This window comes from Metallumcola ferriviriculae (assembly GCF_035573695.1).
Classification (GTDB): Bacteria; Bacillota; JADQBR01; order JADQBR01; family JADQBR01; genus Metallumcola; species Metallumcola ferriviriculae.
The window spans coordinates 2,221,793-2,234,506 of the sequence record NZ_CP121694.1 but is presented as its reverse complement, the minus strand read 5'-3'; the positions used below and the strand labels follow the sequence as shown (position 1 = coordinate 2,234,506).

Annotated in this window: 12 protein-coding genes; all 12 read right to left on the bottom strand. The window is 42.3% G+C overall.

What is annotated here, in order from left to right; translation table 11 throughout:
- Position 1: 1 nt before the first annotated feature.
- The 12 genes from MFMK1_RS11165 to MFMK1_RS11110 all read right to left on the bottom strand — a co-directional run bounded on the left by MFMK1_RS11165 (position 2) and on the right by MFMK1_RS11110 (position 12,691).
- Positions 2-1,183 carry a M20 metallopeptidase family protein gene (locus MFMK1_RS11165; RefSeq protein WP_366921785.1) on the bottom strand — a complete coding sequence of 394 codons (1,182 nt, stop codon included), beginning with the start codon at positions 1,181-1,183 and terminating at the stop codon, positions 2-4.
- A gap of 90 nt (positions 1,184-1,273) precedes the next feature.
- The gene (locus tag MFMK1_RS11160) at positions 1,274-2,083 is read right to left on the bottom strand and encodes a HesA/MoeB/ThiF family protein (protein ID WP_366921784.1); all 810 of its coding nucleotides are present in this window, start codon (positions 2,081-2,083) and stop codon (positions 1,274-1,276) included.
- A gap of 126 nt (positions 2,084-2,209) precedes the next feature.
- Positions 2,210-2,803, bottom strand: coding sequence for a GTPase (locus MFMK1_RS11155; RefSeq protein ID WP_366921783.1), 594 nt, complete (start codon positions 2,801-2,803; stop codon positions 2,210-2,212).
- Complete coding sequence (locus tag MFMK1_RS11150) at positions 2,793-3,713, bottom strand: AAA family ATPase (RefSeq protein WP_428846305.1); 921 nt, start codon at positions 3,711-3,713, stop codon at positions 2,793-2,795. Before MFMK1_RS11150 ends, MFMK1_RS11155 begins: the two co-directional genes overlap by 11 nt.
- Positions 3,714-4,006: 293 nt before the next feature.
- Positions 4,007-4,756, bottom strand: coding sequence for an ABC transporter permease (locus tag MFMK1_RS11145; protein WP_366921781.1), 750 nt, complete (start codon positions 4,754-4,756; stop codon positions 4,007-4,009).
- Positions 4,743-5,498 carry an ABC transporter ATP-binding protein gene (locus tag MFMK1_RS11140; RefSeq protein ID WP_366921780.1) on the bottom strand — a complete coding sequence of 252 codons (756 nt, stop codon included), beginning with the start codon at positions 5,496-5,498 and terminating at the stop codon, positions 4,743-4,745. The genes MFMK1_RS11145 and MFMK1_RS11140 overlap by 14 nt, the downstream gene beginning before the upstream one ends.
- Before the next feature lie 5 nt (positions 5,499-5,503).
- Entirely contained in the window at positions 5,504-6,454 is a 951-nt protein-coding gene (locus MFMK1_RS11135; protein ID WP_366921779.1) for an ABC transporter substrate-binding protein, read from the bottom strand.
- 118 nt (positions 6,455-6,572) lie between these two features.
- A complete protein-coding gene (gene hfq / locus MFMK1_RS11130) occupies positions 6,573-6,800 on the bottom strand; it encodes an RNA chaperone Hfq (protein ID WP_366921778.1) in 228 nt (75 codons plus the stop codon).
- A 47-nt stretch (positions 6,801-6,847) separates the two neighbouring features.
- Complete coding sequence (gene miaA, locus MFMK1_RS11125; protein ID WP_366921777.1) at positions 6,848-7,789, bottom strand: tRNA (adenosine(37)-N6)-dimethylallyltransferase MiaA; 942 nt, start codon at positions 7,787-7,789, stop codon at positions 6,848-6,850.
- 7 nt (positions 7,790-7,796) lie between these two features.
- Positions 7,797-9,635 (bottom strand): DNA mismatch repair endonuclease MutL, encoded by a 1,839-nt coding sequence (gene mutL / locus MFMK1_RS11120; protein WP_366921776.1) that lies wholly within the window; start codon positions 9,633-9,635, stop codon positions 7,797-7,799.
- Positions 9,622-12,234, bottom strand: coding sequence for a DNA mismatch repair protein MutS (gene mutS, locus MFMK1_RS11115; RefSeq protein WP_366921775.1), 2,613 nt, complete (start codon positions 12,232-12,234; stop codon positions 9,622-9,624). The genes mutL and mutS overlap by 14 nt, the downstream gene beginning before the upstream one ends.
- Positions 12,235-12,316: 82 nt before the next feature.
- On the bottom strand, positions 12,317-12,691 hold the full coding sequence (locus MFMK1_RS11110; protein WP_366921774.1) for a YlbF/YmcA family competence regulator: 375 nt from the start codon (positions 12,689-12,691) through the stop codon (positions 12,317-12,319).
- Positions 12,692-12,714 lie beyond the last annotated feature (23 nt).

Here is a 12,714-nt window from a genome sequence, read left to right as displayed (position 1 = left end):
TCTATCCTCCGATAACTTCTAACGCTGCTTGGGCTAAAGTAGCTGCTCCTATAGGAAGAGCAGCGGTGTCTATTTGAAAGCACGGATGATGCCAAGGATGCCTGAGATTGGCATTTTCGTGGCCTACACCTAAATAAAAGAAAACCCCAGGCACTTTTTCAAGGTAGTAGCTAAAGTCTTCTCCACCCATGGAGGGCCGGTCTGCGTAAAGGGTTTGATTATGCCCAACTATTTTATGTGCGGCTCTTTCCACAACTTTTAGCAAATTGCTATCATTGACTACTGGTGGATAACCCCATTGATAATTAAAAAGATAATCAGCATCATAGCTGGCGCATACATTACTAATGATCTTTTCCATTAAAGCAGGCATATCATTTCTTATTTGAGAATTTAGTGTGCGAACAGTCCCTTCTAGCTTGGCCTTACCGGGGATAATATTGTTTTTTGACCCGGCGTGGAAACTGCCTACGGTGACCACAGCCGGTTCCAACGGGTCTACCCTCCGACTGACAATGGTCTGCAGTTCTTGAACTATTTGACTGCCAATTACTACTGCATCCATGGTTTGGTGAGGCATCGCTCCATGGCCGCCCTGTCCATTAATTTCTATGGTAAACATATCGGCTGCCGCCATAATGGGCCCATCCTTTAGACAAATAACTTCAGCAGGATATTGCGGTTGGCAGTGGAGCGCGAAGATAGCCTTTAATTCCTGATTTAATACTCCTGCCTCTACCATGCCTTTGGCGCCTCCTGGGGGCGATTCCTCCGCTGGTTGAAATATTAATTTAACACCCGCCTGTTTTTCTTTAAGCGCATCCTTTAAAAGCATTCCGGCACCAATTAAGGTCGTCATATGGGCATCATGGCCGCAAGCGTGCATTTGCCCATCATGCACGGAAGAAAAAGCAAAACCGGTTTCCTCCTGAATGGGCAGTGCATCCATGTCGGCCCGAAGTGCAACTATGGGACTACCGTTACCAATGCTAACTTCCAATCCTGTACCGGCGATAGCTGTACGGACCTTAGAAAATCCTTCGTTAACCAATATTTGCGATAGTAATTCCGCTGTCTTGAACTCTTCAAAGGCTAATTCAGGAATTTTGTGCAATTGTTCATAAATTTGAATTAACTTAGGATAAAGCGCTTGTGCCTTTAATAAAATGTGGTTACTGCTCATAAAAACGCTCCTTTATTGAAGTCTAATTTACTTCTTTATAGCGCTATACTCGTGGGTTTTTCGATGGTGTATAGCCGCTAGACGTCACTTTTATTTATTATGGACTGAGCACTGAAGCTCATATTCCTCCAATGAAGTAATAGATGGGTTGTTACCACATACTGGGCATTTATCTTCTCTAGATATTTCGACTTCTCTAAATTGGCTTTCTAAGGCATTGAAAAGAAGCATTCTGCCAATCAGGTTATCCCCTACGCCAAGTAAGTATTTTACCGCTTCGGTTGCCTGAAGTACGCCCATTACTCCGGCAATTGCTCCCAACACACCAGCCTCCTGACACGAAGGTACGCTTCCGGGCGGCGGCGGCGAAGGGAATACGCATCGGTAGCATGGACCTGCATTAGGCTCAATAGTCATAATCATACCATCCCAGCGTAATATTCCTGCTTCCACCAAGGGCTTGCCCCGCATAATACAAGCATCATTTAGTAAGTACCTAGCAGCAAAATTATCTACTCCGTCTACGATTAAATCATAGTCATCTATTAGTTCGGAAATATTTTCCTTATCCAGTTTTTTAAAGTGTGGTATCACATGTACATCAGGATTTAATCTGTTTAATGTTTCTTTCGCAGATTCTACTTTAGCCTTGCCCACGTCTTCAGTTCCATGCAGCACCTGCCGCTGCAGGTTGGACAGTTCGACAATATCATAGTCAATAATCCCCAAAGTGCCAACACCGGCGGCAGCTAGATAAAGACTGGCTGGTGAGCCTAACCCCCCTGCGCCTACCACCAACACTTTTGAATTTAGCAACTTCTTCTGTCCTTTACCACCAATTTCTTTAAGAATAATATGTCTAGAATAGCGTTTTATCTGCTCGTCAGTAAAGTCCAACATTTTCCCCCCTGTTCCATCTTTCTAATCCAATATTATTAGTTGATTATTAGTTTGTCAATAAATGATATGTTTAGCCATAAATGGGTCACTATCCCAAAAACAAAAAAGCTGCTAGCCGGGTTCGAATTAAACTTTTAAAAGCTTTAATAATTCCTGCCTCAAGGCTACTATGCCTTGGCCGGTGGTACATGAACACAGAAAAGAATTCTCCCCTGCAAGGGATTGAATTCTTTGCACGCCTACATTAGCTTTTAAGGTGTCGATTTTGTTTACAACAGATATATACTTACCTTTTGTTTCTAATTCCATCAAACTGCGATCGATATCGGCAATCGGGTGGTCGGTATAATACTCGGCATCATAAATATGTATTAAACAATCACAATCTTGAATTGCTTCTATTGTCATAGCCATGTATTGCCGCAACTGTTTCTTTGGATGAACTTCGTCAGTTAACGCAGTAGTATCCACCAACTGCAATTTAGTCAGTTTAGACAATTCAATGTTGATGTCATAAAGCCCCTGTGTATGATACTCAGCAGCATTGACCAATTTTTGTTTGGCTATAGCGAAGTTAAATCTATATGTTTGGTTTTTATTAGGATAATTGTGCCAAGTAATTGGCAATGTGTTAATACCTAAAAATCTGGTTAAAGTTAAGGCTAAAAGACTTTTCCCTACATTGGTTCTCCCAGCAAGTAAAATTTTCTTAGCTGTCATTTTTCACAGCCTCCCTTAGGTCTTCCGGAGTAATTCTCATTAGCTCCTTTCTGCCTAAATTATGGTGATTTACCAACCTAACTGCCTGACGCCGAATTGCCTTTTCAATAATGTTTCGTACCAACCGGGCATTCCCACTATGCTCATGACCATAAATTAGTTTATTGTTGACTAATTTTCGTAGTTCAACTTTCGCGCCGGGAGTTAAACTGTATTCTCTTTTTTCCAACATTAAATCGCTGATGCCAAGTAACTCATCAACAGTATAGTCTGGAAAGTCTATATGTATTGGGAACCGTGAACGCAGGCCGGGGTTAGTAAGTAAAAACCAATCCATCTCGTCTCTATAACCTGCCAAAATTAAAATAAAGTCATCTTTATGGTCCTCCATCGCCTTGACCAACACATCAATTGCTTCTTTACCAAAATCTTTTTCCCCGCCCCTAGCTAACGAGTATGCTTCATCGATAAACAATATCCCTCCCAGGGCTTTCTTAACCTGTTCTTTGGTCCTTTGTGCGGTGTGTCCAATGTATTCACCTACCAAATCAGCTCGTTCTACTTCTATCGAGTGCCCTTTAGGAAGAACATTCATTTCCTTAAATAATTGACCGATAATGCGAGCTACTGTAGTTTTACCAGTACCGGGGTTGCCGCGAAAAATCATGTGCATCACTAGGGGTTCAGTGCGCAGGTGCATTTGCTGCCTTTGCTGCTGAATATCGATAAACGCTCTTAATTCCTTTACTAAGTGTTTTACTGCCTCTAAACCTACCAGTTGGTTTAGTTCAGCGAGCACATCTTCCACACTGCTCTCTTGTACTTGCCCTTTATTAACTCCGTTGGTCTTTCGGGACGCAGAGCTATCGTTGCCGCCGGTATCGGCCTTGCCATTACCTGATTTTAACATGCGCAGGGCCTTAGCCGGGCTAATTTCACCCTGCTCCACTAAGCTAGAAATCTTTCCCTTCTCAGATAGATTGCCTCTATATTTATTCTTGGATCCTCCACCATTTCCGTAGCGCAGTTTTATATCCACAGCAGCTCACCTCATTTGTACTACTTAATTATACGCATGCATGGCAATATTTTGCGTAAAATCGAATAAGGTAACGCCATAATAATTTCTTGTTGCAAGGTTTCTTTCAACCTATCGCCCCACAGATACGCCGGGCAAATAAAATAACGAGGCTTTCTGCCCCGTTATAAATGCTGCCAACTGCAAAACATCTTCTCGAAGAGATCAACAAAATAATAGAGCATCAATCCCAATAGACCCATTGCCATAATGCCGGCAAACATGGCGCTATATTCCGCTCGATACATTGCTGAAAGAATGAAGTAGCCTAGTCCGCTGGAACCAGCCACGGTTTCTGCGAGAAACAGCACGGCAACCGCAGTACCCAAACTAATTCTTAAAGCAGTTATCATTTCTGGCAAGCAGGCGGGTACAATAACATGACGATATACCTGCCACCCTTTAGCCCCTAGTGATCGGGCAGAATATACTGATGCTTGAGGGACTCCCTTGGCTGCATCCCTAGTGGAAACTAAAATCTGAAATGATACTATTAGTGTAATAATAAAGATTTTCGAAACATTACCAATGCCCAACAGAATCATAATCAAAGGAAAAAAAACTATTTTTGGTATTGGATACACCATATAAACAGCCGGAGCCACAAAACGGTCAATTTTAGGGTTACGGCCCAGCAGCAGTCCAAGAGGAATTGCAGCTAGCATAGCCAAAAACAAACTTATTACTACTCGGTAGGTGCTTACAACGAAATGATGTATCATTTCACCACGAAATTCCAGGGCAAATGCTATAATAGCATTTATCGGCTCAGGAAAGACCGGACTATCGACTAGCATAGCCGCAATCTGCCAAACAGTCAGCAATCCTGCCAGGGACAAGACATACTGCCACCATCGTACTTTATGCTGACTCATGTTGACCGTCCTCCAGTAGTTTCCTGACCTTACTGCACTGTTGATAAAATTGCTTGGTAGCACGAAATTCTTTTGCACCCATGCCCGAATTTTCTACAATGGTGGTAATCCTTCCCGGTCCCGGAGTAAAGATGGCAATCTTTTGCCCTAGAAAAACTGCTTCTTCAATGCTATGGGTAACAAAAACCAAAGTCATTTTGTTTTCCAACCAAATATCAAGAACCATTTCCTGTAAACTTTCCCTGGTTAATGCATCCAGTGCAGAAAATGGCTCGTCCATCAACAGCAGCATCGGTTCCAATGCCAGTGCTCTGGCTACTGCTACCCGCTGCTGCTGACCTCCACTGAGCTGGTTTGGATATTTATCCTGATAGTCTGCCAATCCCAAAACATTTAACAGCTGGCTGACTTTTTGTTTCTGTTTGGCATGATCCAGCTTTCGTAATTTGAGACCAAGGATTACATTATCCCATACTGTTTTCCACGGAAATAGGCCATAGTTCTGAATAATAAGAGCCACATCTTGTCGCGGTCCGGCAACATTTTCATCTGCCACTAAAATTTTCCCTCTTTGGGGAAAAACCAATCCTGCTATAAGAAAAAGAAGGGAGCTCTTGCCGCATCCCGATGGCCCGATTAATGCCATAGATTCGCCTGATTTAACGTCCATACTAATATTAGCCAATGCTTGATGATGCTGATGCCCCCCATAAGAAAGGGAAACATTATCTACAGCTATCAATCACATCATTCCTTTACAAAGGAGTTGTCTATCAATTGTTCATAGGAAATTCCACCAGGTATCAAATTTTTTGCTTTTGCCCAGTTCAATAGTCGGTCAACATCCGCCTGCGCCGGTACTTGTGCAGGCGAGAATTTTGGTGCCTGGTAACTATTCTGAATGTCTTGTGGTACTCTAGCCTTTTCAATAAACAATTGGCGATAACTATCAGGGTTAGCGTTGAAAATCTCCACCGCCTGATCATATGCATCAATCATCTTTGTCACCGCGCCAGCGTTTTCTTGTACTGTATCCTTTGTAAACAGCACGACCACCTGACTAATATTATCATTTATTTTAGTGTCATCTAAAATCACATGAGCACCTTTAGCTTCAGCAAGGGATGCTAATGGGTCGGGCAATACTGCCGCATCAATTTTATCAGCCAGCAGTAGCTGCAAACGCTCAGGTATGCGAGGGATAGACACTTTATCAACTTTTTCTTTGTTAATACTCCCTACTTCGATCAGTTGGTCCAAGACATATTCAATAATTGTGTTCTCAGAAATGGCCACAGAGAGACTATCTACCTTCGCCAGGCTGTCTAATCCTGAATTTGGACTGGTTAAGAGAGCAAACCTTCCCTCCTGGGGAATAGTACCTAAGGTAAGAGAAATAATAGATACATCCACTTCACTTTTCTCCAACAAGGCTGCAGCGAGAATGTCAGCTACTTCACCGTCTATCTCTCCGGCTTGAAGTGCCATATCCCTATCCCTGGCACTATTAAAGGAAACTAATTCGACATCTACACCATTTTCAACGAAAATGTTCTCCGCTTCAGCTACAAACAACGGTAAACTATCTTCAATGGGTAACACTCCAATACGTAAAGGCTGCTCTTCATTAGCTCCGCCGCTGCCACAGCCGGTTGTTAAAATCAGGGAAACTATCAACAATAAAAAAAACTTTTTCATTACAATCCCTCCAGTACGTGGTATAACCCGATAAGTTTTCGCCATCCATCATTGAATTCCTGCAAAAAGAGAAAAACTCCCGCTATAATACCGGGAGTTTTATTGATCTATTTTGCTTCTACTCGTTCATCAAACTTACAGGCTTGTATGGAACAATAGTAGAAATTGCGTGCTTATAAACCATCTGTTGTTTTCCGTCGACATCCAAAACAACAGTAAAGTTATCAAACCCCTTGACATTACCCTTGATTTGAAAACCATTGACCAAAAATACAGTTACAGAAATGTTTTCTTTCCGCACTTGATTAAGAAAAGTGTCCTGCAAGTTAATCTGGGTTTTACTCATCTTGAACAGCCCTCCAAATTTTTCTTGTTAACCTATTCTACAACCTTTTACAGAGTCCTGCAAATATATTCCGTTATTTTACAGATGATATCATCCTCAGCCATGTGGGAAACGTCTATCCAAACAATTCTCTCATCCCGACGAAACCATGTTAATTGCCTTTTAGCAAATCTTCTGGTATCTCGCTTAAGTACACGAATAGCTTCATCCCAACTTAAATCCCCGACACAGAAAGCAGCCATCTGCTTATAACCAAGCCCTTGCATGGCAGGAAGATTCCGTGGATATCCTTGGTTTAATAACATTCTAACCTCATCCAAAAGGCCCGCTTCAATCATTTTATCGACCCGTTTGTTAATACGTTGGTATAATAGCTGCCGGTCCATGGTCAATCCTACCATTGCAAGATTGTAAAGAGATATTTTTTTCTTGTAATAGTTATCAGAAATTCGTTCCCCTCTACTATAATAGTATTCTAAGGCCCTAATTATTCTTTTTTCATCATTAGGATGAATTTTTTCTCCGGCCTGAGGGTCAACCTCCCTAAGTTCTTGGTGGATTTTGTCCAACCCTTCAATCTTAATCTTGGTCCTGATTTTATTTCGGATATTTTTGTCACCGGGCTCCTTGCCGAAGTGATAAGGGTCAATAACACTTTGAACGTACAGTCCAGTACCTCCCACTAATATTGGCAACTCGTTTCGGCTGTTAACTTCCCTGATTAGAGTGCGCGCGTCTTGTTGATAACGGGCGACGCTATAATCTTCGTCAGGCGATACCACGTTAATCAAATGATGAGGTATTAGTCTGCCGCCTGTGGCAATCATTTCATCGGCGGAAATTTTTGCCGTACCTATATCCATCTGACGATAGACCTGCATAGAATCAGCAGAAACAATTTCCCCATTCAGGCGGTCAGCAACCTCTACTGCCACGGCAGATTTACCCACTGCAGTAGGCCCTACAATTGCGGCTAGTGGTAATCTCATCAAAAATCTACTCCTGACGTAAAAATAACTTTTTTAAATCCGCTATACTAAGCTTGATGACTATGGGTCTGCCGTGAGGACACGATAATGGGTATGAAGTCTTGGCTAACTGTCTAATCAAAATTTCCATTTCAGCCTTATCAAGGTACTGTCCTTCTTTGATAGCCCCTTTACAGCTTAATTGGAGCAGCAATTCTTTTTCTAAATCCTGTTGGTTTACTTTAGTCCCTGAAGCTAGAAGCTGTACTATATCTTGCAAAAGATTAACCCCGTCAGATGTATTTAAGAACCTTGGCATACCTCGCAATATGAATGAATTGCCACCAAAATGCTCCAAAATAAAGCCGAACTCCTGGAGTAAAAAAATGTATTCAACGAGGTATTCAGCTTCATCAGCACTAAAGTCCACAGTTTGGGGCACTGTTAGTTGAGAATGGCCTAATTGTGTACCCTGTGAGTACTTATCATACAAGATACGTTCGTGCGCACCATGTTGGTCAATTATATAAAGCCCGTCTTCTGCTTCGGCAAGTATATAACCAGCTTTAAACTGACCCACTATTCGCATTATTGGGATACCGGCACCTGAACGTGAAGCATTAATATTTGTTGTCTTCGCTGCCGGAATGTCATTTTTAATTGCTGGAGATTCTTCCAAAGGCATAGGTAAATCGTTGGCTGGTGCTTCTTCAGGCTTTGGTACATCAATGGATGGGTCTTCTACGGGCGCATCCATTGACCTTTCCTGTACTACCTCTCTCCAAGCTACTTGATGTTGGGGTTCGTGATACTCTACGTTTGGCAAAAACTGTTTTGCCCCGTCATTTCCTATTTGAGGAATAAACCATGTATCGGTATCAGGGCGGCTCAAACAATCTTCTACAGCCGCTAATATTACGCTGTTTATATACTCGGGACGATCAAATTTGACGGTAAGTTTTTGTGGGTGCACATTTACATCCACACTTCCCGGTTTAATACTAATGTTCAATATCGCAACCGGAAACCGGCCACCTGGTATTTTGGAATTATAGACTTCTTTAATAGTATTAAGCAGAATACTGTCTTTAATATACCTACCATTGATAAAAAATACAATATTACTGGTTGTTGCTTTATGTATTTGCGGCGGCGACAAAAATCCCGATAGTTCTACATCATGTTTTAGATAATTAATTTCCAGAAGCTTTTCCGCCAAGTCAAGTCCATACACTGAAGCAACCACTTCCCTCAATCTTCCCTTTCCCGGTGTCTGAAGTAATAGGCGCGGGCCACTATAGTAAGTGAACCTCACCGAAGGGTGCGACAGGGCTAACCTATTAACTATTTCAGAAATGGCCGCCGTCTCCCTGGAGGCATTAAAAAGAAATTTTCTTCGAGCGGGAGCATTAAAAAATAAATCCGAAATTTCTATAGATGTACCTTCGCTGCAACCTGAAGGCTTAGTACTTAAAACAGAGCCTGCTTCAATTTTTAATTCGGTACCAGCAGCATCTTCTCTTTGTCTCGAAGAAGCGTGGACCCTGGACACCGCAGCTATGCTTGCCAATGCCTCTCCGCGAAAGCCTAGAGTCGTTATTTGACTTAAGTCTTCGGCAGTGGTTATCTTACTGGTTGCATGCCTTTGAAAAGCCAGACACATATCATCTGCATTCATACCAAAGCCGTCATCAGTAACTATAATTTTGTCTTTACCGCCATTTTCTATCTTGAGATAGACGGACTGCGCTCCGGCATCTAGGGAATTTTCCAGCAGTTCCTTGATAACTGAAGCTGGGCGCTCTACTACTTCCCCGGCTGCAATTTGATTGGCTGTTAATGGATCCAACAACCTAATTCTGCTCACTATTATCCCCCTCATCTACCAGTTGCTTTAATTCAGAAAGCATATTTAAGGCCTCGATTGGCGTAGTGTTCATCACGTCTAAATGTCTTAGCTTTTCTAATACAGTTTCATAACTTGAATTCAATGCTTCAAAAAAAACTAAATGGTCTTCTTTGGCAGCGGCAGCCTCTATTGATGCTGCACTATTTCCCTGATTTTCCATTTCAGTCAGTAAGAATTGTGCCCGTTTAATTACCTGATTGGGGAGGCCTGCCAATCTAGCTACTTGAATTCCATAGCTTTTGTCCGTTCCCCCGGAAATAATTTTTCTTAAGAAGACAATTTCTTTTCCCTTTTCCTGGACAGCAACTTGATGATTGGCAACCTGCTGATAGATATTGTCTAAAGCCGTAAGCTGGTGATAATGGGTGGCAAAAAAGGTTTTAGCGCCTTTTTTCTCTTGCAGTAAAAACTCAATAACAGCCCATGCGATGGCTATCCCATCATAAGTACTGGTACCTCTACCAATTTCATCGAGAATTATTAAGCTTCGACCTGTGGCATTATGAAGGATATTAGCAACTTCATTCATTTCAACCATAAATGTGCTTTGACCTGTAGAAAGGTCGTCTGCCGCTCCCACCCGAGTGAAAATTCTATCTACCAATGGGATGAAAGCTTCCTGTGCTGGTACCCAGCTGCCGATTTGACTCATCAACGTAATTAAGGCCACTTGCCGCATGTAAGTTGACTTACCGGCCATATTTGGACCTGTAATAACAATAAGTTGCTTTTTGTCGCCTACATTTGTATCATTGGGAACAAAAGCGCCAGCCGTAGTCAATTGTTCTATCACTGGGTGCCTGCCCGCTTTAATTTCCATTGTATCCTCGCTGGGGAGAATTTTGGGTGCAACATACCCGTTTTCTACCGCTGTGGTCGCAAGCGACAACAGAACATCAAGTAAGGCTATCACTCTGGCAGTTTCCTGAATACGTTTGGTTTCCACCGCTAGGGTTTGTCTTATATCAGAGAAAATGCGGTATTCTAATTTAACAAGTTTATCTTCCGCTCCCAGGATGGTATCTTCCAATTCCTTCAATTTCGGTGTAATGTAACGCTCTGCATTGGCCAAAGTTTGTTTGCGCTGAAAGTACGTAGGAACATGGTCGAGATTGGCTTTCGTAATTTCAATATAATAACCAAATACTTTGTTATACTTTACCTTAAGGGATTTAATTCCTGTTTTGTTTCTTTCTTCTTGCTCTAGTTGTGCCAGCCATTTTTTACCTGATGCGGCTGCTTGGCGCAATTTATCAACTTCTTCGCTGTAGCCATCTTTAATCAGTGAACCATCGGTAACACTTACCGGCGGATTATCTTTTATTGATTCCATAATTAATTGGGATATGTCTGTCAACGTGTCTAATGAATGCCAGCAATCATGCAATAGTGGAGTCGTTTTAGCATGTTCCAACCTTTCCTTGATAAGAGGCAAATATTGCAATGATTGACCTAATGCCAGCAGATCCCTGCCATTTGCTGTTTGAAACACCAGTCTGCTGACTAATCGTTCTAAATCATAGACCTTTTTCAGGTACTCTCGCAGCTTTTCCCGTAAAAACATATTATTAACAAATTCAGTAACTGCCTGCTGCCTTGACAAGATTTCATTCCGATCTAAAAGTGGCTGGGAAATGAATTTTTTCAGCAGTCTGCCGCCCAACGCGGTAACGGTTTTATCAAGCACCCAGAGAAGGGACCCCTTTTTTTCCCGAGTTCGCATAGTAGTGTGCAGTTCGAGATTACGTCTGGTGGCCCCATCAATGAGCATGAAATGTTTGGGTGAATACAGCTGCACTCGATTAATATGACCTAATGTCTGTTTTTGAGTATCGCTAAGGTATGCTATTAAAATACCACCGGCGGCAACTGCGGCTTCACAACCTATTATACCGGCCGCTTCCAAACCTGACCGGCTAAACTGTTCTTCCATCTTTAACTGGGTGCGCTTGACAGACCAGTGCTTAGGGGGGTAAGACGTTACTACGCAAACTGGCTCTAGCAACGTTCTTATTGCTCCAGGGTCATCGGGAGCAACAAGGCATTCACTTACATTATATCTGGTAATTTCGTCCACAACTGATGAGGTATTACCGGCATTCAATTCAGTAACATAAAACTCACCTGTCGATACGTCGACAAACGCCAACCCCCAAATATCATCGACTTGACAAATTGCTGCCAAAAAATTGTTTTGGGCTTCGGCTAGCAGTTCCTTATCGATAATCGTTCCCGGAGTAATTACTCTGACTACTTCACGGCGTACAATTCCCTTACTCTTTTCAGGGTCTTCCACCTGCTCACAGATCGCTACTTTGTATCCTCTGTTCAACAGCTTTCCTAAGTAGGTATTAACAGCATGATAAGGAATGCCACACATGGGAATTGGAGCTTCTTTGTCTTTATCTCGGGTGGTCAGAGTTATTTCCAGTATTCTAGATGCCTCCCTGGCATCCTCGCCAAACATTTCATAAAAATCGCCCAACCGGAAAAATAAAATAGCGTCTTGGTATTGTTGTTTAATTTGCTGATACTGTTGCATCATAGGTGTCGTCATGGTGAATCTCCCCCCCGCCGGTGCACACTGTCTGCTAGTAATATCGAACCAAAAAAAATGACCGGATAGCCCGGCCAATTAATTAACAGCAGTTGCCCCCACATCCGGGACCGCAAGAATCAGAATCTTCACCACTTAGTGCTTTGGTCAGAATAAAGTTTACACCTTGTAAAATTTCATTAACTTCGCGCTGTGCTTCAAGGTAAGCGCTAATCGTTGCATTTTTATTCATTTTTTTCTCTATTTCTTCCATGCCACTTTGTTCTGCTTCTGTTAACTCCGCACCACTTGCCTGCTTATATTCTATTTTTTGACGTGCTTCTTGATATTCCTGAAGAATTTTCTGGGCTTCCGCATCTCCTGCCATAGCCGCTTCAGTATTCCTCATATTAATCAACTCTTCACTTTCCTGTATTGCGTTTGCCAACGTATGTGCCTTTTCCATGATACTTGTCATAACTATCACCTCCGAATTTTATT

Excerpts from the sequence above, each read along its gene's own strand:
- hfq (WP_366921778.1), bottom strand. The coding sequence starts at position 6,800 with ATGAGTAAAACCCAGATTAACTTGCAGGACACTTTTCTTAATCAAGTG.
- MFMK1_RS11145 (WP_366921781.1), bottom strand. The coding sequence starts at position 4,756 with ATGAGTCAGCATAAAGTACGATGGTGGCAGTATGTCTTGTCCCTGGCA.
- MFMK1_RS11110 (WP_366921774.1), bottom strand. The coding sequence starts at position 12,691 with ATGACAAGTATCATGGAAAAGGCACATACGTTGGCAAACGCAATACAG.
- MFMK1_RS11165 (WP_366921785.1), bottom strand. The coding sequence starts at position 1,183 with ATGAGCAGTAACCACATTTTATTAAAGGCACAAGCGCTTTATCCTAAG.
- MFMK1_RS11160 (WP_366921784.1), bottom strand. The coding sequence starts at position 2,083 with ATGTTGGACTTTACTGACGAGCAGATAAAACGCTATTCTAGACATATT.
- miaA (WP_366921777.1), bottom strand. The coding sequence starts at position 7,789 with ATGAGATTACCACTAGCCGCAATTGTAGGGCCTACTGCAGTGGGTAAA.
- MFMK1_RS11135 (WP_366921779.1), bottom strand. The coding sequence starts at position 6,454 with ATGAAAAAGTTTTTTTTATTGTTGATAGTTTCCCTGATTTTAACAACC.
- mutS (WP_366921775.1), bottom strand. The coding sequence starts at position 12,234 with ATGACGACACCTATGATGCAACAGTATCAGCAAATTAAACAACAATAC.
- MFMK1_RS11155 (WP_366921783.1), bottom strand. The coding sequence starts at position 2,803 with ATGACAGCTAAGAAAATTTTACTTGCTGGGAGAACCAATGTAGGGAAA.
- MFMK1_RS11150 (WP_428846305.1), bottom strand. The coding sequence starts at position 3,713 with ATGTTAAAATCAGGTAATGGCAAGGCCGATACCGGCGGCAACGATAGC.